18 protein-coding genes and 3 tRNA genes are annotated in these 19,711 nt (G+C 58.8%); 12 read left to right on the top strand and 9 right to left on the bottom strand.

The genetic code is table 11. The features are described from left to right. Positions 1 to 2: 2 nt before the first annotated feature. The 3 genes from accB to QD357_RS25025 all read right to left on the bottom strand — a co-directional run bounded on the left by accB (position 3) and on the right by QD357_RS25025 (position 1,931). Positions 3 to 476: an acetyl-CoA carboxylase biotin carboxyl carrier protein gene (accB, locus tag QD357_RS25015; RefSeq protein WP_107107783.1), complete on the bottom strand. Its 474-nt coding sequence runs from the start codon at positions 474 to 476 to the stop codon at positions 3 to 5. A 23-nt stretch (positions 477 to 499) separates the two neighbouring features. Then, a complete protein-coding gene (gene aroQ / locus QD357_RS25020; RefSeq protein WP_107107784.1) occupies positions 500 to 937 on the bottom strand; it encodes a type II 3-dehydroquinate dehydratase in 438 nt (145 codons plus the stop codon). A gap of 226 nt (positions 938 to 1,163) precedes the next feature. Further along, positions 1,164 to 1,931 (bottom strand): DsbA family protein, encoded by a 768-nt coding sequence (locus tag QD357_RS25025; RefSeq protein ID WP_414125241.1) that lies wholly within the window; start codon positions 1,929 to 1,931, stop codon positions 1,164 to 1,166. A 211-nt stretch (positions 1,932 to 2,142) separates the two neighbouring features. Here QD357_RS25025 and QD357_RS25030 point away from each other — a divergent pair, with 211 nt between their 5' ends. After that, positions 2,143 to 3,300 carry a pyridoxal phosphate-dependent aminotransferase gene (locus QD357_RS25030; protein ID WP_414125242.1) on the top strand — a complete coding sequence of 386 codons (1,158 nt, stop codon included), beginning with the start codon at positions 2,143 to 2,145 and terminating at the stop codon, positions 3,298 to 3,300. Positions 3,301 to 3,693: 393 nt separating this feature from the next. On the opposite strand, the gene QD357_RS25035 is transcribed toward QD357_RS25030, so the two are convergent. Then, on the bottom strand, positions 3,694 to 6,579 hold the full coding sequence (locus QD357_RS25035) for an Rne/Rng family ribonuclease (protein ID WP_414125243.1): 2,886 nt from the start codon (positions 6,577 to 6,579) through the stop codon (positions 3,694 to 3,696). 731 nt (positions 6,580 to 7,310) lie between these two features. Here QD357_RS25035 and QD357_RS25040 point away from each other — a divergent pair. The 4 genes from QD357_RS25040 (at position 7,311) to QD357_RS25055 (ending at position 13,011) form a co-directional block, all read left to right on the top strand. Then, positions 7,311 to 8,486, top strand: a complete 1,176-nt coding sequence (locus QD357_RS25040) for an N-acetylmuramoyl-L-alanine amidase (protein WP_210318753.1) — start codon at positions 7,311 to 7,313, stop codon at positions 8,484 to 8,486. A 260-nt stretch (positions 8,487 to 8,746) separates the two neighbouring features. After that, positions 8,747 to 11,212, top strand: a complete 2,466-nt coding sequence (locus tag QD357_RS25045) for a penicillin-binding protein 1A (RefSeq protein ID WP_107107788.1) — start codon at positions 8,747 to 8,749, stop codon at positions 11,210 to 11,212. Positions 11,213 to 11,338: 126 nt separating this feature from the next. After that, positions 11,339 to 12,470 (top strand): peptide chain release factor 2 gene (prfB, locus tag QD357_RS25050; protein WP_107107789.1). Its coding sequence is split into 2 segments (ribosomal slippage): positions 11,339 to 11,407 and positions 11,409 to 12,470, totalling 1,131 coding nucleotides; the frame shifts between segments, so codons are not numbered across the junction. A gap of 118 nt (positions 12,471 to 12,588) precedes the next feature. Next, positions 12,589 to 13,011 carry an NUDIX domain-containing protein gene (locus QD357_RS25055; RefSeq protein WP_107107790.1) on the top strand — a complete coding sequence of 141 codons (423 nt, stop codon included), beginning with the start codon at positions 12,589 to 12,591 and terminating at the stop codon, positions 13,009 to 13,011. 69 nt (positions 13,012 to 13,080) lie between these two features. Here QD357_RS25055 and QD357_RS25060 read toward each other — a convergent pair whose 3' ends face one another. Both QD357_RS25060 and QD357_RS25065 read right to left on the bottom strand, forming a co-directional pair. Then, positions 13,081 to 13,395, bottom strand: coding sequence for a type II toxin-antitoxin system VapB family antitoxin (locus QD357_RS25060; protein WP_181316037.1), 315 nt, complete (start codon positions 13,393 to 13,395; stop codon positions 13,081 to 13,083). A 50-nt stretch (positions 13,396 to 13,445) separates the two neighbouring features. Continuing rightward, positions 13,446 to 14,219, bottom strand: coding sequence for an NAD kinase (locus QD357_RS25065; protein WP_107107791.1), 774 nt, complete (start codon positions 14,217 to 14,219; stop codon positions 13,446 to 13,448). Positions 14,220 to 14,385: 166 nt separating this feature from the next. Between QD357_RS25065 and QD357_RS25070 the strand changes: the two genes are divergently transcribed. From QD357_RS25070 to QD357_RS25085, 4 genes are all read left to right on the top strand, one after another. Beyond that, positions 14,386 to 14,461: transfer RNA gene (locus tag QD357_RS25070), tRNA-Thr, on the top strand. Positions 14,462 to 14,753: 292 nt separating this feature from the next. Then, positions 14,754 to 15,071: a DUF3307 domain-containing protein gene (locus tag QD357_RS25075; protein ID WP_107107792.1), complete on the top strand. Its 318-nt coding sequence runs from the start codon at positions 14,754 to 14,756 to the stop codon at positions 15,069 to 15,071. 271 nt (positions 15,072 to 15,342) lie between these two features. Further along, positions 15,343 to 15,612: a hypothetical protein gene (locus QD357_RS25080; protein WP_107107793.1), complete on the top strand. Its 270-nt coding sequence runs from the start codon at positions 15,343 to 15,345 to the stop codon at positions 15,610 to 15,612. Between the two features lie 173 nt (positions 15,613 to 15,785). Continuing rightward, complete coding sequence (locus QD357_RS25085) at positions 15,786 to 16,070, top strand: hypothetical protein (RefSeq protein ID WP_107107794.1); 285 nt, start codon at positions 15,786 to 15,788, stop codon at positions 16,068 to 16,070. 3 nt (positions 16,071 to 16,073) lie between these two features. Here QD357_RS25085 and QD357_RS25090 read toward each other — a convergent pair whose 3' ends face one another. The 3 genes from QD357_RS25090 to rlmB all read right to left on the bottom strand — a co-directional run bounded on the left by QD357_RS25090 (position 16,074) and on the right by rlmB (position 18,630). After that, positions 16,074 to 16,868, bottom strand: a complete 795-nt coding sequence (locus tag QD357_RS25090) for a class I SAM-dependent methyltransferase (RefSeq protein WP_107107795.1) — start codon at positions 16,866 to 16,868, stop codon at positions 16,074 to 16,076. 123 nt (positions 16,869 to 16,991) lie between these two features. Continuing rightward, complete coding sequence (locus tag QD357_RS25095; RefSeq protein WP_107107796.1) at positions 16,992 to 17,681, bottom strand: AprI/Inh family metalloprotease inhibitor; 690 nt, start codon at positions 17,679 to 17,681, stop codon at positions 16,992 to 16,994. A 40-nt stretch (positions 17,682 to 17,721) separates the two neighbouring features. Further along, positions 17,722 to 18,630: a 23S rRNA (guanosine(2251)-2'-O)-methyltransferase RlmB gene (gene rlmB, locus QD357_RS25100; RefSeq protein WP_107107797.1), complete on the bottom strand. Its 909-nt coding sequence runs from the start codon at positions 18,628 to 18,630 to the stop codon at positions 17,722 to 17,724. 198 nt (positions 18,631 to 18,828) lie between these two features. Between rlmB and QD357_RS25105 the strand changes: the two genes are divergently transcribed. The 3 genes from QD357_RS25105 to QD357_RS25115 all read left to right on the top strand — a co-directional run. Beyond that, positions 18,829 to 18,913: transfer RNA gene (locus QD357_RS25105), tRNA-Tyr, on the top strand. Between the two features lie 24 nt (positions 18,914 to 18,937). Further along, positions 18,938 to 19,011, top strand: a tRNA-Gly gene (locus QD357_RS25110). Positions 19,012 to 19,467: 456 nt separating this feature from the next. Then, a partial coding sequence (locus QD357_RS25115; protein ID WP_309579053.1) for a GTP-binding protein occupies positions 19,468 to 19,711 on the top strand: 244 nt, incomplete at its 3' end.

Raw genomic sequence — 19,711 nt, forward strand, 5'->3', positions numbered from 1 at the left:
GTTTACTCGATGACGACCAGGGCTTCGCCGTATTCGACCGGGCGTCCGTCCTGAATGAGGATTTCGGTCACAATACCGGACTTTGGCGCGGGAATCTGGTTCATCGTCTTCATCGCTTCGATGATGAGCAGCGTCTGGCCTTCCTTGACGGAGGCGCCGATCTCGATGAAAGCGGCAGCGCCTGGAGCGGGTGCCATGTAGACCGTACCCACCATCGGTGCGCTGACGACGTTATCCGGATTGCGCGACTTGCCGGCAGGCGCGGCGGCTGCAGCGGGAGCGGCGGCGACAGGAGCTGCTGCGGCATAGGCAGGTGCTGCGATCGGTGCCTGAACATATTGAGTCGTGCCGGCGCGCGATACGCGGATGCGCAGATCTTCCTGCTCGACTTCGATCTCGGTCAGATCGGTCTCATTGAGAATATTGGCGAGGTCGCGGATCAGCGCCTGGTCGATACCCATTTTCTTATCAGCCATGGATGTTTTGCCCTGTATTCTTGTTATTGGGTGATGGATTTCAGCGCGTGCAGCGCCAGGATGTAACTGTAGGGTCCAAAACCGCAGATCATGCCCTTGGCGGCGGGCGCGATCATCGATTTGTGCCGGAATTCTTCGCGTGCGTGGATATTGGAGATGTGAACCTCCACCACCGGAATGGAAATGGCGCGGATCGCGTCATGAAGCGCGATCGACGTATGGCCATAGGCGCCGGGGTTTATCGCGATGCCGGCAGCGACGTCTGCCGCTTCGTGCATCCAATCGACAAGCACGCCTTCATGGTTGCTCTGCCGAAAGTCGATCACAAAGCCAAGGCTTTCGCCCACGGTTTTGCAGTCGGCTTCGATATCCTTGAGCGTCTTGCCGCCATAGATGCCCGGCTCGCGCTTGCCGAGGGCATTCAAATTGGGTCCATTCAGGACAAAAATGGTTTGCGCCATCAGAGGTTCCGTCAAAGTGCAGCGCAACCTATAGACTCCCGAGGGCCTATAGGAAAGCCCCCAGGACGTAGGTTGCGCGTGTCTAGGTGTGGAAACGCCCGGATTTTGGCGATTTTACGCATAACCCCAAAATCGGTTCGGCTTCGAAAAGGCTTGTGCAGCTTCCGAAGCGCCACTGTGTCCCTTACGCGTCCGGAAAGATGCGCGCCTCAGTGATCGCCACTATTTAGCAGGTGGTCTTGCCGCAACTGCGGACATTGGAGATCTTCTGCTGAATGGCCTCGAGGCCGATCGCGCCGGAGATTGTCTCGTTGCCGATGACATAGGCCGGCGTGCCGGTGACGTTGAGATCGGAGGCGAGTTGGTACGTGGCCTTGACCGAATCATTGTTCGGGCTCTTGGCCATTTCGGCGCGGATTGCCGCTTCGGTGACGCCAAGCGAGGTCGCAACTTCGATGGCGCTGTCTTCCGAGGCGCGGCCGTCGCTGCCAAGCAGCGTATGATGGAATTCGGCATATTTTTCCGGCGCCAGCTTGCGGAAAGCGTCGGAGACCCTAGCCGCGGCAACCGAATCCGGTCCGAGGATCGGGAATTCCTTCAGCACGAAACGCACGTTTGAGTCTTGCTTCAGCAGCGCGTCCATGTCGGGGAGTGCATGGCGGCAATAGGTGCAATTATAATCGAAGAACTCGACGACGGTGACATCGCCCTTCGGATTGCCGATCGTGACGTCATCCTTGGAATTGAAGATGGCATCCTTGTTTTGGGCGACAGCCTGGGCGGACTGAGCGATGCGCTGCTCATCCTGCTTCTTCTCAAGTGCCGCCTGTGCGTCCAAGAGAACTTCCGGATGCGCGACGAGATATTCCTTGATGAACTCTCCGAATTCCTTTTTCTGCTGGTCATCCAGCGCGGCGGCGGGCTGGACCATGGCGAGCGACGCGGCAATGGCGATCGCTGAAGCCGCCAGCAGGGTTTTGGAAAAAAGGGTCATCGGGTCCTCGTTTAAGTAGGTGCTGAGACTCATCGTCCGGTTCGGGATATCACCGCGAGGTTAAAATCCACAAATGTGTTTCGGCAATTTACGGTGCATGTGTATTTCCAGAAACAGGAATTTTCACGACAAAGCCGCAATCGCGGGATTGTGAACACGCTAATATTACGGCAATTGTCTGGCTCCAATCCGATCCGAGAAAGAATTGACCTTGTTTTCCTTATCCAAACGCAGTGATGTCGAACCCTTCCACGCCATGGATGTGCTGGCGGAGGCAACGCGTCGGCGTCAGGCGGGAAATGCCGTCATCTCGATGGCGGTCGGTCAGCCGTCGCATCCCGCGCCGCAGGCAGCCCTTGAGGCAGCGCGCACGGCACTAGGTCACGGTCGCATCGGTTACACGGAGGCACTTGGCACGCTGGCGCTGAAGCAAGCGCTTGCCGGTCATTACCTTGCTCGTCATGGGCTGACCATCGATCCCATGCGGATCGCGATCACCACCGGTTCGTCCGCCGGCTTCAATCTTGCCTTTCTGACGCTATTCGACCCCGGCGACAGCGTCGCCATCGCAAGGCCCGGCTATCCTGCCTATCGCAATATTCTTGCCGCTCTCGGGCTTGATGTCGTCGAAGTGCCTGTGACCGCCGAGACGCAATTCACGCTGACGCCCGAAAGCCTGGAGGCGGCGCAAGCAGCGAGCGGCAAGCGGCTGAAGGGCGTGTTGCTTGCAAGCCCTGCCAACCCGACCGGCACGGTGACCGGTAGGGCGGCGCTGAAGGCGCTCGCCGACTATTGCGCCGACCGTTCGATCGCCTTCATCTCCGACGAGATCTATCACGGACTGACTTTCGTCGGCGAGGAGACGAGCGCGCTGGAGCTAACCGACGAGGCGATCGTCATCAATTCCTTCTCGAAATATTATTGCATGACTGGCTGGCGCATCGGCTGGATGGTGCTGCCGGGGCGCCTGGTGCGTCCGATCGAGCGCGTCGCCCAGAGCCTTTATATTTCAGCGCCGGAACTCTCGCAGATCGCCGCCACCGCAGCGCTTGGGGCAGGGGCAGAACTGGACGTCTACCGCGAAAGCTATCGCCGCAACCGCGATTTCCTGATGCGCCGTCTGCCCGAAATCGGCTTCTCCATCGCTTCGCCGATGGACGGCGCTTTCTACGCCTATGTCGATGTCAGCCGTTTTACCAACGACAGCATGGCTTTCGCCCGTAAGATGCTGGCCGAAATCAACGTTGCCGCCACACCGGGCCTCGATTTCGATCCGATCGAGGGGCACCGCGTGATGCGTATCTCCTATGCCGGCTCGAACGCAGAGATCGAGGAAGCAGTGGAGCGCATGGCGGCGTGGTTGAAATAGACTCTTAGATCAGAGGTTTGCGGCGGGTTTTGAAAGTATTTTGGAGAGTTGTGGACAAGGTTCGAGGGCGACCGAACCGGGCCGCCCCGTCCTTCGAGGGTCGCTTCGCTCCCGCCTCAGGATGAGGCGGAGCCGGCTTCACGACTTGCTGTAAAGCACCGTAAAGCAAAGGATAACTCGCGGTCGGATGCGAAGGGTTAGCCCTCATCCTGAGGCGGGAGCAAAGCGACCCTCGAAGGACGAGGGCGGGTGTGAGCACCGAAACTCGCGAGAAGGATAAACGACGGAAGAGAAATACCGGTCGTCGACCATACCAGCCTGCGGTMTTCCCAAACAAAAATCCGGCCGCGTTACCACGGCCGGATTTTGTTATTTCGTTCCGAACAGCAGCGTTCAGAAGAAGCCGCGGCGCTGCCACCAACCGGCCTTCTTCGGCTTGGTCGGCTCGCCATCACCATCGCCGCCCTCGCTGGTGCGGGTGGACTTGACCACCGGCTCGGAGGAGGAGACGTTCGACTCGCGGTTGGCGCGAGCCKGCTTGGCTGCTGCCTCGACCGCTTCGGGTTCGGCAGCCGCTACCGGTTCGGCGGCCTTGTCGAGATCGCCGACGACTTCGGCAACTGTTTCGGCTTCGGCTACGGGCGCCTCTTCGGCGATCGGCGCTTCGACAGGCGATGCTTCAGCCTTCGGTTTGCGGCGGCTACGGCTCTTGGCGGGCTTCACGTCTTCGGCGACGACGGCTGCGGTTTCGACAGCCGCCATAGCCGGCTGGCTTTCGACGGCCGCTTCACCTTCGGCGACTGCGATGTCAGCGACGGTCACTGCGACATCGTTTTCGCCGTCATCCTCATCGTCAGCGCCTTCGTCGGAACCGGCTTCACTGCCGGCTGCCAATTCATTGCCTTCGCCGTCGCGATTGCGACGCCCGCCACGCTTGCCGCGGCGACGGCGCTTGCGCTTCTGCTGGCCATCATCGCTGGACGCGGCCGCAGCTTCACTGCTGCCGCTTGCCTCATCCTCTTCGCCCTCATCCGCCTCTTCGTCACCATCTTCGCTGGACGCATCGCCTGACTCGGAAGCAGCCTGGGCGTCACCGCCACGGCCACGACGGCGACGGCGACGCTTGCGCTTGCGGCCACCTTCATTGTTCTCGGAGCGGGCGGTGGGCTGCTGTTCGACAGCAGCGGCCTTTTCCTCGAGCTCTTCATCTTCGTCCTCATCGGCCTCGATGACGATATCATCGTCCTCGTCTTCCGGAATGGCGGCGAAGTTGAACAGGGATTCGATCTTGACCGGATTTTCCACCGGCTCGCCGCGGTCGATCGCGAAATGCTGCGTACCGACGGCGTTGTCCGCACCGATGACGATGGCGACGCCGAAACGGTTTTCGTAGTCGACGATCGTCTGGCGCTTGTGGTTGAGCAGGTAAAGCGCAATGTCCGGCGTCGTCCGCACGGTGATGTCGTGCGTCGTGTTCTTCAGCAGATATTCCTCGATGCCGCGCAGAACATGCAGCGCAACGGAAGACTGCGAGCGCACATGGCCGGTGCCGCCGCAATGCGAGCAGATCTGCGTCGTGCTTTCGAGAACCGAGGCGCGGATGCGCTGGCGCGACATCTCCAGCAGGCCGAAATGCGAGATGCGGCCAACCTGGATGCGAGCCCGGTCGTTCTTCAGGCATTCCTTCAGCTTCTTCTCGACAGCGCGGTTGTTGCGCTTTTCTTCCATGTCGATGAAGTCGATGACGATCAGGCCGGCAAGGTCGCGCAGGCGAAGCTGGCGGGCGATTTCTTCCGCCGCTTCCAGATTGGTCTGCAGCGCGGTGTCTTCGATMGAATGCTCGCGCGTCGAGCGGCCGGAGTTGACATCGATCGAAACCAGAGCTTCCGTCTGGTTCATGATCAGGTAGCCCCCGGAACGCAGCGTCACCTGCGGCTGCAGCATGCGGTCAAGCTGCGCTTCGATGCCGGAGCGCGAGAAGATCGGATGGATGTCGCGATAGGGCTGAACCACCTTGGCATGACTCGGCATCAGCATCTTCATGAAGTCTTTCGCTTCACGATAGCCTTCTTCGCCGGCAACGATGATCTCGCCGATATCCTTATTGTAGAGGTCGCGGATCGAGCGCTTGATCAGGCTGCCTTCTTCGTAGACGAGGCAAGGCGCGGTCGAAGCGAGCGTCAGCGTGCGGACGTTTTCCCACAGGCGCATCAGATATTCGAAGTCGCGCTTGACTTCGACCTTGGTGCGGTTGGCGCCGGCGGTGCGAAGGATGACGCCCATGCCCTGCGGCACTTCGAGCATCTTGGCGATTTCCTTCAGGCGCTTGCGGTCCTGCGGATTGGTGATCTTGCGGGAAATGCCGCCGCCGCGCGCCGTGTTCGGCATCAGAACCGAGTAGCGGCCTGCGAGCGAAAGATAGGTGGTCAGCGCTGCGCCCTTGTTGCCGCGCTCTTCCTTGGCGACCTGCACCAGCAGAATCTGCCGACGCTTGATGACTTCCTGGATGCGATATTGCTTGCGCGGCTTACGCTGCGTGCGGTCCGGAACCTCTTCCATCGCGTCTTCGGCGCCGACGGATTCGATCACTTCTTCTTCCTGGTCGTGATCATCGTCGTCGTCATCGTCATGACGGCGCTTGGAAACATCGACATCCTCGGAGATCGAATCGCTTTCGACCATCGCGGCCATTTCGCCGGACGGTCCTTCTTCATCTTCGCTGGGCGCATCGACCGTTGCGATCGCTTCGGGCGCAGATGCCTCGTCGGCCGGCGCTTCCGCGACAACCTTCTTGCGGCTGCGGCGCGGCTTGGCCTTCTTTGCCGGAGCTTCTTCGGCAGCGGGAGCGGCTACCTCGGAGGCAGCAGCTTCTTCCGCTACAGCGGGTTCTGCTTCAGCCTCGTCCTTGTGGACGATGCCGATGTCGGGCTGTTCCTGCTGGGAAAGATCGAGCGCCGTTTCGACATGTTCGACATCATCGTCGCGGCGATGCTCTTCGGCTTCCGCCTTCAAGAGCGCCTGCCGGTCGGCGAGCGGGATCTGGTAGTAGTCGGGATGGATTTCGGCAAAGGCCAGGAAGCCGTGGCGGTTGCCGCCGTAATCCACAAAAGCCGCCTGCAGCGAGGGCTCAACCCTCGTCACCTTGGCGAGATAGATGTTGCCGCGGATTTGCTTCTTGTGCTGCGACTCGAAGTCAAATTCTTCTATGCGGTTCCCACGAACCACAACGACACGCGTCTCTTCCTCGTGAGACGCATCGATAAGCATTTTGTCTGCCATGTAAGCTGTGCTCCTCGGCGCCGGCATGCGGAAAGGCGCCGACCTGTCGCTAGAACAGGCTGGTTGCACTCCGCCATTGCTGCACCGGATAATGAAAGTCGCGATTGGTTGTTTTGCGATGACAGTGACAGCAGCCAGACAGCAGCCGGGACGTTAGTTCCCCGGGGTCTGTTCACTTCCTGAAAAAGCTGCTGCGGTACCATCCGTAACCAAGCGAGATCGACAATGCCTTAGACCCAACGAACGGGTCCGATGAATGTGCTCTCTAAAGAGCGTTTGGTGGCTCTCCACCGATGAATTTCCCGCGCAAAACCGGAAATTCAGATATCCAGTATAGGGAGCAGAAGTACTGGAGACGGCGGATGACGGCCGCTTATGGCGCCTAGTACTCGAGGCGGCTGCCTTTGCGGCGACTCTATCCCGTCAACACTTCTACCCTAATATGCGTTGTATGTTTTATCTGTCACAATAGCAAGGGGAAAGCCAAGTGTGCCATAATATTGATGGATTCGTCGTATGATGAAGGTGCGGGGACGGCGTTTCCGATTCTTCTCCCGGCACGCCATCACATCAGCACTATCGCGTCATTCGTGGTTTTCCCGTTATTTTTGGACTTCAAAAACAACGTTCAAACCAATATGGGGCGCGATGGACAGTTGTTAAAGGGATTGCGGCATGCGACGGAGAATGGCGTGAGGGCTTTGCGAATTGCAGCGGTGGCCCTCGCAGTGATGGCGCTTCCGATTCTTTCGCCGCTTGCTGCGACTTTGGCCGCAGCCGACCCGTTGCTCGCCTATGGCGCACGCATCGCCGGCGACGATGCCCGCACCCGCATCGTCATCGATATGGATCGTGAGCCGACGTTCTCGGTTCACTATCTCGATAACCCCGTACGTATCATCGTCGATCTTCCGGCAACCGCTTTCGGCTTCCCGGCTGCCGATCTGAAGCCGATCGGCCTCTTCAAGGATATCCGCTACGGCACCATGGAAGAGGATAGCGCCCGCATCGTGCTGACGGCGACCAAGCCGGTGAAGCTGGTCATGGCCAAGGTGCAGCCCGACGAGAACGGCAAGGGGCATCGCCTCGTCCTCGATGCCGAGATGCTGCCTGCCGGGCAATTCGCCGATCTTATCAAGCAGCAAAGCTGGACCAACGATGACACCGCAAAGGATGTCGGTCCGGTGGCGCCGATCGAAAAACCTGATCCAAGCACCTTCCTGGTGGCTGTCGACGCGGGTCACGGCGGTATCGACGCCGGCGCGACCGCCAGCGATGGCGTCACGCAGGAAAAGGATATCACGCTCGCCTTCGCCAAGCTTCTGGCTGACAAGCTGAACGCCCAGCCGGGCATCAAAGCCTTTCTGACGCGCGACAATGATGAATATCTGTCGCTGTCGCAGCGGGTGACCATCGCCCGGCAGAATCATGCGTCATTATTCATCTCGCTGCATGCTGACACGCTGAAGCAGAAGGATATCCGAGGCGCCACGGTCTATACGATCTCGGACAAGGCCTCCGACAAGCTTGCCAGTGAAGTCGCCGACCGAGAAAACAATTCCGACCAGCTCGCCGGCGCCGAGACGCAGGTGCAGCCCGCCGCCGTCGCCGATATTCTGATGGACCTGACACGGCGCGAGACGCAGGCGTTTTCCATCTCGCTGGCGCAGGATGTGCTGAGCTCGTTCAACGGCCAGATCTCCATGATCAACAATCCGCATCGCCATGCCGGCTTCCGCGTGCTGCAGGCGCCGGATGTTCCCTCTATTCTCCTCGAGCTCGGCTTCCTCTCGAACAAGGATGATGAGAAGCTTCTGCTCGATCTCGATTGGCGGCAGAAATTGGCGGATCGGCTGACCGACGCCGTCAAGCAATACCGCGTTTCAACCATTGCGAATGGCGGCTGAAACCATGGATGGCGGGCGCCGTTCGTGTCTTCCATGTAACAGACGCTGCTAATGGGCGGGGATGAAGTGAGGAATACAGGCGGTGGGCCCTATTTTGCTCACATTCCCGTCTTTACACCAAAGTATAGTTTACCGCGGTCGGCATGCACGGCTTTGTGCTGTTGCCGTCTTGCATTAACGCCGTGAGCGTGCAAAACGCCCGTGAATGTGCGATGGTCTCGCACATGCGCCGCAGGAAAAAGAAGCACCGGTAGCATCATATGGTCAGACTGATTGGATATTTCTTTGGGCTGGGCTGCATCCTGTTCCTGGGTGCGGCGGCTGCGGCAGCTATTTATCTGAGCGTCGTTTCCAAGGATCTGCCGGACTACGAGGTCCTTGCCAAATATGCGCCGCCGGTGACGACCCGCATTCATGCGGGCAACGGTGCACTGATGAAGGAATATTCGCGGGAGAACCGGCTGTTCCTGCCGATCCAGGCTATTCCCGATCGCGTCAAGGCCGCTTTCCTCTCGGCTGAAGACAAGAATTTCTACAATCATCCGGGCGTCGATGTCGGCGGCCTGATGCGCGCCGTCGCCGTCAACCTTCAGAATATCGGTTCCGGCCGCCGTTTTGTCGGCGCATCGACCATCACCCAGCAGGTCGCCAAGAATTTCCTGCTTTCGGCTGACCAGACGTTCGATCGCAAGATCAAGGAAGCGATCCTCTCCTTCCGCATCGAACAGGCCTATAGCAAGGACAAGATCCTCGAGCTCTATCTGAACGAGATCTATTTCGGCCTGAATTCCTATGGCATCGCCGGAGCGGCGCTCACCTATTTCGACAAGTCGGTCAACGAACTGACCATTGCCGAATCGGCCTATCTCGCTTCACTGCCCAAGGGCCCGTCCAATTACAATCCGTTCCGTCACCCCGAAGCTGCGATGACCCGCCGCAACTGGGTCATCGACCGTATGGTCGAGAATGGCTATGTCAGCCAGAGCGACGGCGAAGAGGCCAAGAAGCAGCCGCTCGGCGTCGCGCCGCCGAAGAGCGGTCCGTCGCTCTTCGCCTCTGACTATTTTTCCGAAGAAGTCCGCCGCCAGTTGATCGACCAATATGGCGAGAAGACTCTCCTCGAAGGCGGACTTTCGGTCCGCACCTCACTGGATCCGCAGTTGCAGATAGAAGCGCGCAAGGCGCTGCAGGATGGTCTCGTCGACTACGACGAACGCCGCGGCTTCCATGGCCCGATCAAGCAGATCACGACATCGCAGGACTGGGGTTCTGAACTCGCCAAGGTTCCCACCTTGAGTGACGTGCCGGAATGGCAGTTGGCCGTCGTGCTCTCGGTATCCGACCAGACGGTCGATATCGGCCTGCAGCCGAGTGTCGACGCCGCCGGCAAGGTCGCGAATGATCGCAAGCGCGGTACGATCGCTGCCGCCGACATGCGTTGGGCTTACCGCTCGGCCAGCGGCAGCAAGACGGCGAAATCGCCGAGTGGCGTGCTGAGCCCCGGTGACGTGATTTTCGTTCAGAAGACCGGCGATGCCGATTCGAGCGCCTATCGGCTGCGCCAGCCTCCGAAGGTGCAGGGCGGCCTCGTTGTGATGGATCCGCATACTGGCCGTGTGCTGGCCATGGTCGGCGGCTTCTCCTATGCGCAATCGGAATTCAACCGCGCCACTCAGGCTAAACGCCAGCCCGGCTCTTCCTTCAAGCCCTTCGTCTACGCCGCGGCCATGGATAATGGCTATACGCCGGCTTCGGTCATTCTCGACGATCCCCTCGAGATCACGCTCAGCAACGGGCAGGTTTGGAAGCCGGAAAACTACGAAGGCGAGGGCGGTGGCGCCCATACGCTGCGCTTTGCCATCGAACATTCGCGTAACCTGATGACGGTGCGTCTCGCCGCCGATATGGGCATGCCGCTGGTCGCTGAATATGCCGACCGTTTCGGCATCTATGACCGTATGAACCCGGTTCTTGCCATGGCGCTCGGCGCCGGCGAGACGACGGTGCTGCGCATGGTTTCCGCCTATTCGGTCATCGCCAATGGCGGCAAGCAGATCAAGCCGACGTTGATCGACCGCATTCAGGACCGTTACGGAGCGACCATCTTCAAGCATGAGGAACGCGTCTGCGATTCCTGCAATGTGAGCGATTGGCAGAACCAAGATGAGCCTGTCATCGCTGACAATCGCGAACAGGTGCTCGATCCGATGACTGCCTATCAGGTCACGTCGATGATGCAGGGCGTCGTCATCCGCGGTACGGCCGCCGGCAAGATAAAGCTGAATACCGATGTCGCCGGCAAGACCGGCACGACCAATGACGAGAAGGATGCCTGGTTCGTCGGCTTTACGCCGAGCCTCGTMGCCGGTCTTTATGTCGGTTACGACACGCCGAGCACACTCGGCCGCGGCGCGACCGGCGGCTCGATCGCCGCTCCGGTCTTCAACGAGTTCATGCAGGCCGCTACCAAGGATGAGCAGCCGGAGAAATTCCAGGTTCCGGCTGGCATGAATATGATGGCCGTCAACCGTGCAACCGGCATGGCCGCGCAGCCCGGCGATCCCGATGCCATCATGGAAGCCTTCAAGCCCGGTACCGGCCCGGCGACCACCTATACGGTCATTGGCGGCGGCGATGCGTCGGCGCAGGTCGCGCCGGAGGAAATTCTGAAGACCTCGCCGCAGGCCAACCAGGCGGTCACATCAGGCGCGGGCGGTCTCTTCTGATCTGAGCGGATTTGTCCAATGATCATGCCGCGGGGCTTTACAGTCGCGGCATGTATATCTATGTCACCAGCACTCTTTGAATGGAACCGCAGTTCACATCGAACGGCCGAATAAAGAAGCAGGAATATGCGAGCGGAAATCGAGAATGTAGTCGACGAAACCAAGCAGGCCATAAGCCTGCTGAGGAGGCATCTTTGACTGGGATCAGGCGGTAAGACGACTGGACTGGTTGAATAACAAGGCAGAGGACCCGACCCTCTGGAACGATGCCACCGAGGCGCAGAAGCTGATGCGCGAGCGCCAGCAGCTCGATGACGGCATCAACGGCGTGCGCGCGCTTGAGCAGCAGCTTGCCGACAATGTCGAATTGATCGAGCTTGGCGAGGAAGAGGGCGATGCCGATGTCGTGCGCGACGCGGAAGACGCCCTGAAGGCTCTGAAGGCCGAAGCTGCCCGTCGGCAGGTGGAAGCCATGCTTTCCGGCGAGGCCGATTCCAACGATACCTATCTCGAAGTTCATTCGGGCGCCGGCGGCACCGAGAGCCAGGATTGGGCGAACATGCTGCTGCGCATGTATACCCGCTGGGCCGAGCGTCAGCGCTTCAAGGTGGAACTGCTTGAAGTCCATGACGGCGAAGAAGCCGGCATCAAATCGGCGACCCTTTTGATCAAGGGCCACAATGCCTATGGCTGGCTGAAGACCGAATCGGGCGTTCACCGCCTCGTTCGCATCTCGCCCTATGACAGCAACGCCCGCCGTCATACGTCCTTCTCGTCGATCTGGGTCTATCCTGTCGTCGACGACTCGATCCAGATCGAGATCAACGAGAGCGACTGCCGCATCGATACCTATCGTTCGTCCGGTGCTGGCGGCCAGCACGTCAATACGACCGACTCGGCGGTGCGCATCACGCACATCCCGACCGGCATCGTCGTGCAGTGCCAGCAGGAACGCTCGCAGCACAAGAACCGTGCCAAGGCCTGGGACATGCTGCGCGCCCGCATGTACGAAGCGGAATTGATGAAGCGGGAAGAAGCTGCGAACGCCGAAGCCGCCTCGAAGACCGATATCGGCTGGGGCCATCAGATCCGCTCTTACGTGCTGCAGCCTTATCAGCTCGTAAAAGACCTGCGCACCGGCGTTGCCAGCACCGCCCCTGGCGATGTTCTCGACGGCGATCTCAACGAGTTCATGGAAGCCGCCCTCGCGCACCGCATCAGCGGCGCGGCCGATGCGGTGGTGGACGACGTCGATTAAGAAGAGAATCTGATAGAGTGTTGAAAAGCCCCGGAAACGGGGCTTTTTGCTGCGTATAACACGGCAGTCACGAGATGGTTTTAGAGAGCGGGACGGCCAATGCGTCCGGGAGTTCTCGATGTCTGATCCGCATATCCGCGCCATCGCGCTCGCCATTATTCGGCATCCAACCACCGGGTGCCTTTTAGTATTTGAGGGGAGGGATTCCACTCGCGATCTCGTCTATCATCGCCCTCTCGGCGGCGGCATCTTGTTCAACGAGACCGCCGCAGATGCGGCCGGGCGCGAGATTCGCGAAGAGATCGGCATAGTCGTAGAGCCTCTGGCCACGCTGGGAGTTACTGAGTCATTCTTCGTCGTTGGTGGGGTGCTCAGACACGAAATCGCGTTGCTCGTCGAGTGCCGATTCGTCGACGAAACGCTGTACGACCGCACATTCTTTCCGGACCTCGAAGGCAACGATGAACATGGACTTTGGAGAGGCCTCGAAGAAGACACGCTCCTATTTCCGGAGGCATTGAAGGACGTTCTTCGGAATTGATCGGAAGGTCGCGTTCCAGAACCTCTCTACAATAGTGCTCGCGAGTCCGCAGATGCCCAGGTAGGACGGCTATGCTCGAGGTATAGTGTCGGTATCCGTCTCAAGCAAAAATTGGTTAAATGTCAGAAGCGGTGTGTTACCGTTGAGATTGTGATCAAGCTGGTGATAAGCCTCAGGCGGCGCTGGTTTCCGATTTGGCGCAAAAGACAAACCACGTTTAGTGAGAATTTTGCGGGCAGTCTCGCTTGGTGCTTCCCGACGCAGGCGCATATTGATCGCCTCTCTCAACGCAACGATGACAGCATCCGTCACGGTCGTTTGGTCGATCCTTGCCAGTTCTCTGGCAAGCGTATCCGCTTCTTCATTTCGGATGCTGAGCACCATCTGTATAGCTCCCTGCGTCTGGCTTACTAGACAGGCCTGTGTGGCAGTTCTCAATCCGAAAACTGCTCCGCCAATATCCTCTCCGACCATGATCGGTCCGGATCGGAGAGAATGCGTGCCGTCGTGTCCTCGGTCTGGGCGATCTTGACGCTCATGACCGATTTGACTTCGGTATTGTCGGCTACCGCATTGACGGGGCGTTTTTCCGACTCCAGCACAGTGATGTCGATCGTCACCTTGTTGGGCAGCAGTGCTCCGCGCCAGCGGCGGGGGCGGAAAGCGCTGACGGGGGTAATGGCGAGAAGCGGCGCCTCCAGCGGCAGGATAGGGCCGTGAGCGGAGAGATTATAGGCGGTGGAACCAGCCGGTGTCGTCACCATCAACCCATCGCAGATCAGTTCCGGCAGACGGACATGGCCGTCGATCTCKACCTTCAGCTTGGCAGCCTGATAGGACTGGCGAAACAGCGACACCTCATTGATGGCAAGCGCGACGGATGTGCTGCCGTCTGCGTTGCGCGTACTCATCTGCAGCGGGTGAAAAGCATTCTCAACAGCCGCTTCGATGCGTTCGGCCAGGCATTCCGTACGATAATCGTTCATCAGGAAGCCGATCGAGCCGCGGTTCATGCCATAGACGCGCTTACCGGAGTTCATCGTATTGTGCAGCGTCTGCAGCATGAAGCCATCGCCGCCGAGCGCAACGACGATATCCGCATCTTCCTGCGGCGTCTGACCATAAAGGCGAATCAATTCCTCTCGCGCCGATTGGGCCTCCGGCGCGGTCGATGCAAGAAAACAAACGGATTGAAAAGCGCGTGACATGCAATGTCCTTTGAATAATCATACTAGGTAATGATATTCCCCCTATGCGACAAGCCGTTTTGCAAAGACTGGTGAATCCTCAGGGGCTTCGATCTGCGGTATCCAAGCCAAACAGCCGATTTTCCCTTTACAGGAAATCAAAATCTGCTACTTGGCATGCCGATGTGCCCTTGTAGCTCAGTTGGTAGAGCACCTGATTTGTAATCAGGGGGTCGCGGGTTCGAACCCTGCCGGGGGCACCATCACTTTCATCAATATTTTCAATTGCTTGGTGCTGGGTTCTTTGGTTGCTCGGCTCGACATGCTGCATTTCGTGTTGCAACGCGCTTCCCTTGATTGCTCGCGCGTAGCCGTGCCGTCTTAAATATCCTTGCCGCATGCAGAATGGAGAGCCAGCGCGCAAATGGCTGGCAAGATGCGGATATATTTCATTATAATCCCCGATTGAACCAAGTGCAGGCTCTACACCGAAGAGTTTCGCGAACGGTTAGCGCGAGGTAGAGAAATTTAACGATCATTGCGGGTGTCGAGAGAATGGAACAGATTCTGACGATGGCGCTGATGTTGCTGGGCGCGCACTGGGTGTGTGATTATCCGCTACAGGGTGATTTCCTCGCCAAGGCAAAGCAGAATGGACCGCTGCGGATCTATCATCTCTTGGCCCACGCCGGCATCCATGGCGCCGCCGTCGCGTTGGTGACGGGAAATGTGTGGTTGGGCCTGGCAGAATGGTTGGCCCATGCGGTCATCGACGAGCTGAAGGTGAGGGGGAAAACGACGTTCGCTCAAGATCAGGTGCTGCACATTATTTGCAAAGCTATCTGGCTGCTGATTACCGTTGGAAAGCTCTGATCCAACAGGGAGGAAGCCATCCAATTTCTCGCCGAGCGGCGTTGGATTGCCTACGGTCTGAATAGAATTCTGTCGTTCAGACGGGAGACTAGGATCCCATTCACGCTCACGATGACTTCCGCTTGTACAGCGTTGTCATTCGGCGACAGTATCTTTCGGGTTTGGCCGCCAAATCGGCGCCAGCTTCATGCGATTGTAACGCCGCTGCCCTTTGCAATGGTCAGGATGATCACTAACTTACGATTCTCGTCATCGCCGCACGTGGGAAAATATGACCGTTAAGCCCAAGAAGCCCAAACTCGAACATTCCGAGCTCTCCGGTGAATTTACGGAAGATGATGTGACTGTGCTCGTCGATATCTTCCGTCCCGCGGGCACGCAGGGAGATTGGCGGATGGAAGTCATCACGCCGGAGGAAGATCTCATCGAATGGGAAGAACCGTTCGCGACGGACCGCGAAGCCTTCGATGAGTTCCTGGCGACGATCGCGCGCGATGGGATCAGAACATTCTTTGATGATTCGGATCCGGTAATTCACTAAGCCACGCCGACCCGCTTGCTATGGTTATGAAATGCATTGGCGGCGGCGGGCGCGTACCTGACCTATTGGATTCTCAACCAAATTTCGGCTGGGAATCCGTCGGATACGGGCGCATTTACAACGTCTAAAATAGGCATAGACTCTCCCCATCAACGGCGGGCGAGGGCACGTCTATGCGCAGGACATTCAGGCATATTGTCTTGGGATTGTCGCTTGTGGTGATTGCGACCACGCCAGCTTTGGCCGGGCAGGATTGCTACTGCAAAAACACGGACGGAAAGCTGCATGCGGTCGGCGACGTCGCCTGCATGACCGTGGACGGTAAAAGCTATCTCGCGCAGTGCGAGATGAACCTCAACGTCACCTCCTGGTCGAAGCTACAGGATGGATGCCCGGTCACAGAGCGATCTCCGTGGCAGCAATCCGCTTGGCATCCGCAGCCTATTGCAGTTCGCTAGGCGCTAGTGACAGCGGTATGCGCGCTCTGAAATGGCGCTCATACCCGAGCGGGTCATGAGTTCATAGAGTATGCGCCGGCCGAAGGGATTGTGCAGGCGGACGGCATCGGACCCCAGAAAATGCGTTTCCGCCAGCTCGAAGGCTCTGAGATGCGGCGCTCGCAGGATAGCCGCACGGTAGAAATCGTGGAACTCGCGCCGGCAGACATAGGTTTTGTATTTCGTCATGCAGAAGGCCGAGAAGGCCTCGTCGTTGTTGCGCAGGAAATCCGCGACGCCGACGGTGACTTCCGGCCAAGCGGGATTGAAAGTATCGTCGAAGACGATGACGCCATGGTCGGCGATCGTCTCCTTTGCCAGGCGGCTGTCGGCCTCCAGATTCGACAATGTATGTCCGCCATCGACGCTGAAGAAGCGCACCTTGCCGACCTTGCTCGATATGTCTTGCGGCGATAGCTCCGAACTATCGCCGACGACCAGCAAATCCTCGTCGACAGGCAATCCGAGCCGATGGCCATTCTCGAGAAATGCTCGGTATTGCTCGGAAACGCCATTCGACATCTCCCCGATGTCGAAGAGATCGATGCCAAGCACCCGATCTTCCGGCGATGTGATCTTTTTCAGGAGAAAATAAGAACGGCCGAAATAGACGCCGATTTCGGCAATTCCGCCGCCCAATCCATGTGCTCTTTGGCGTTCCAAAATGGAGAGATAAACAAGGGCGTCCGGTGGGTCAATATATCCTTCTACACTTCGCAATTCGTGGAAGATGAATTTGCGGATATTCGATAAAATCATGCGCCCTGGACCTGTTTTTCCAATATGTGACAATAATTGGCCGGGTTCGGACCGGCTCAAGCTAACATAGTCACATTTCTCGGACGTCAGCCCACKAGCGGGATATCGGGGTTCTTGGCTGCCTTACTTGCGGATCAGCACCATCGGTTCTCCCTCTTCTTCCTCGGATTTCTGAAAGCCGCCATCGGGCCGCATGTCGAAGGAGAGCGAAGAGCCGTCAATGCCCATCATCACCAGGCCAAAACCCTCCATGACCCAGAGGGAAAGCTTGAGATCGCGAACGTCGGCAGGGCAGTCACCGCCCGATGACATTTTTGGCGTCCCGTCCGCGTCGGTATCGCTGGACAGCGTGATGTTGCAGATGAGTTTGCCGTCGGGTTGCTGGATCTGCCAGGTGCCTGCTAGAGTCGCGACGGTTGGGACATGGTCGACGTCCCCTAGCGCCGGCAGCAGCCAGGTCGGGTCTCCGTCTTCGCTCTCCCAGGGCGAACCCTCTTCTTCCTGGAAGCGAGCCACCACCTTCTGCGTCGCATCGAAAAGCGTGAGCGTGCCGTCATCGCTGAAATTCCAGGCGGCCGCCTTGGCGTAGGTGGGCAGGGCTGTTGCGCAGGCATCCGCGCCGCTGATGGCGTAGCCGCCGGTCGCCGGGGTGGTTTCGAAGGTGAGGCGGCAGCCCTTGGCGCCGCTTTCGGGCGCCAGCAGCCATGGGCCAGCTTGGGACTTGATAAGTTCGTCGTCGGCGGCAGCAGCCGGTTGCCCGACGGCGAGCATGAAGGCGGCAGAAGCCGCCGCGAGACAAAAACTGCGGATCAAGACAAATTCCCCCAAATCTGCTGCGGCAACCCCAGTGCCGCTAGATTTTCAGATAGGACCGCGCTGCGTAGAGGGCGATCGCGGCCGCGTTCGAGACGTTGAGTGATTTGATCGCGCCCGGCATGTCGAGGCGCGCCAGCGCGTTTACCGTTTCCCGCGTCTTCTGGCGCAGGCCCTTGCCCTCGGAGCCGAGGACCAAGGCAACTTTCTCACCTGAAAACGTGCCTTCGAGCGGCGCCGGTCCTTCCGAATCAAGTCCGATGGTGACGAAGCCGAGGCGGTGCAGCTCGCCGAGCGCGTCGGCAAGATTGGTGATCTGTATGTAAGGGATAAGCTCAAGCGCGCCGGAGGCGGATTTCGCCATCACGCCCGATTCGGTCGGGCTATGGCGCTGTGTCGTGATAACGGCGCCCGCGTCGAAGGCGACGGCCGAGCGCATGATCGCGCCGACATTATGCGGATCGGTCACCTGATCGAGAACCAGCAGCAGCGGGCTGTCCTTCAGCGCCTCCAGTCGGCGCACGGGCAGGGGACGCGTCTCCAGCATCACACCCTGGTGGATTGCTTCGGGACCAAGCACCTTGTCGATATCCTGCGGCGAGACGATTTCGACGGGAATGCCGAGTTCGTCGGCAGGTCCGATTTCCAGCCGCACCAGCGCATTCTGCGTCGTCGACAGCTTGATATTCTTGCGTTCGGGATTGGCAAGGGCCGCGCGGACCGTATGCAGACCGTAGAGATAGACCTGGTCGGGAGCCAACGCCGGCGGCTTCCAATCGTCGGCGCCCGCCCGCTTGCGCTTCTGTGGCGTCGGCGTCGGGATTTCGCCGCGCTCGCGTTTGGCGTCGCGATGCGCGCGCCGCAGGGTTGCGTAGTGCGTGTCCTTGGCCGACTTGTCGCCGGCGGTGTTCTCAGGGCCGGAACGGCCGGATGTTTTGTCTTTGCTCATGCGGCTTTATAGCGGGAGCGCCCTTGAGCGCATAGTCCTCTTTCGTCTGTGGGCTTTTGCAGCAAGTTGAAATTTTTTCGTCATTTTTGCCCGAACCTCATGTTGACAGACGGAAACGGTCCGGTCATATACGCGGCGCAGATCGCGGCGGCGACGTCCGGTCTAGCAAGCTTGGTCGCAAGATCCAGTCGGAAAACTGGAGGGATGCCCGAGTGGTTAAAGGGGACGGACTGTAAATCCGTTGGCTCAGCCTACGTTGGTTCAAATCCAACTCCCTCCACCATTCCGCGCAGGATCTTGGCCACCCGCGGGTATAGCTCAATGGTAGAGCAGCAGCCTTCCAAGCTGAATACGCGGGTTCGATTCCCGCTACCCGCTCCAAGATTTCCAATTGCTGAATCACTGCCGCATAGATCTATTGCCGGACATTCTGCAATGGCCGACCTCCCTGATTGACTGCTGCATATCGTTCGGAAAGAAGTCTCCTTCCGAAAGCCTATCCCTTGAAGCCTTTTCTTGATCGGGGAGGGCGTTTTTGTTGTTTCGCGATCCACAGGCGCGTTCAATTCCGCGGAGAAGCGTGGGACACCTGGAACTATTTCCTCAGCGACCCTATCTAAGCATCTGAACCGGCAAATGCTTTTGCGTCTTTCCGGATCGGCCGGCGAAACCTTCGCGGCGAATCAATGTCGACGGCGCGCATTGTCCGCCATCGGCTACACTTCGCCAAGAATAGGGCCTGCAATTAAGTCTTGCGCAAACGCGATGAAAGCCTTAAACGGCGGCACTAAACCGGTTCGCCGGGGTCACCCATTTACGTTCACAGGAAGCATTCAAATGGCAAAGAGTAAGTTTGAGCGCAATAAGCCGCACGTTAACATCGGCACGATCGGCCACGTTGACCACGGCAAGACGTCTCTGACGGCAGCGATCACGAAGTTCTTCGGTGAGTTCAAGGCGTATGACCAGATCGACGCGGCACCGGAAGAAAAGGCACGCGGCATCACGATTTCGACGGCGCACGTTGAATATGAGACGCCTGCTCGTCACTACGCGCACGTCGACTGCCCCGGCCACGCTG

Origin of the sequence: Rhizobium sp. BR 317 (assembly GCF_047445835.1) — a bacterium.
Lineage (GTDB): Bacteria > Pseudomonadota > Alphaproteobacteria > Rhizobiales > Rhizobiaceae > Rhizobium > Rhizobium paranaense.

Coding starts and splice junctions, on each gene's coding strand:
- QD357_RS25080 (WP_107107793.1), top strand. CDS start 15,343: ATGACCGTTAAGCCCAAGAAGCCCAAACTCGAACATTCCGAGCTCTCC.
- QD357_RS25075 (WP_107107792.1), top strand. CDS start 14,754: ATGGAACAGATTCTGACGATGGCGCTGATGTTGCTGGGCGCGCACTGG.
- QD357_RS25085 (WP_107107794.1), top strand. CDS start 15,786: ATGCGCAGGACATTCAGGCATATTGTCTTGGGATTGTCGCTTGTGGTG.
- QD357_RS25025 (WP_414125241.1), bottom strand. CDS start 1,931: ATGACCCTTTTTTCCAAAACCCTGCTGGCGGCTTCAGCGATCGCCATT.
- QD357_RS25060 (WP_181316037.1), bottom strand. CDS start 13,395: ATGGTGCTCAGCATCCGAAATGAAGAAGCGGATACGCTTGCCAGAGAA.
- aroQ (WP_107107784.1), bottom strand. CDS start 937: ATGGCGCAAACCATTTTTGTCCTGAATGGACCCAATTTGAATGCCCTC.
- rlmB (WP_107107797.1), bottom strand. CDS start 18,630: ATGAGCAAAGACAAAACATCCGGCCGTTCCGGCCCTGAGAACACCGCC.
- QD357_RS25090 (WP_107107795.1), bottom strand. CDS start 16,868: ATGATTTTATCGAATATCCGCAAATTCATCTTCCACGAATTGCGAAGT.
- QD357_RS25040 (WP_210318753.1), top strand. CDS start 7,311: ATGGCGCTTCCGATTCTTTCGCCGCTTGCTGCGACTTTGGCCGCAGCC.
- accB (WP_107107783.1), bottom strand. CDS start 476: ATGGCTGATAAGAAAATGGGTATCGACCAGGCGCTGATCCGCGACCTC.
- QD357_RS25055 (WP_107107790.1), top strand. CDS start 12,589: ATGTCTGATCCGCATATCCGCGCCATCGCGCTCGCCATTATTCGGCAT.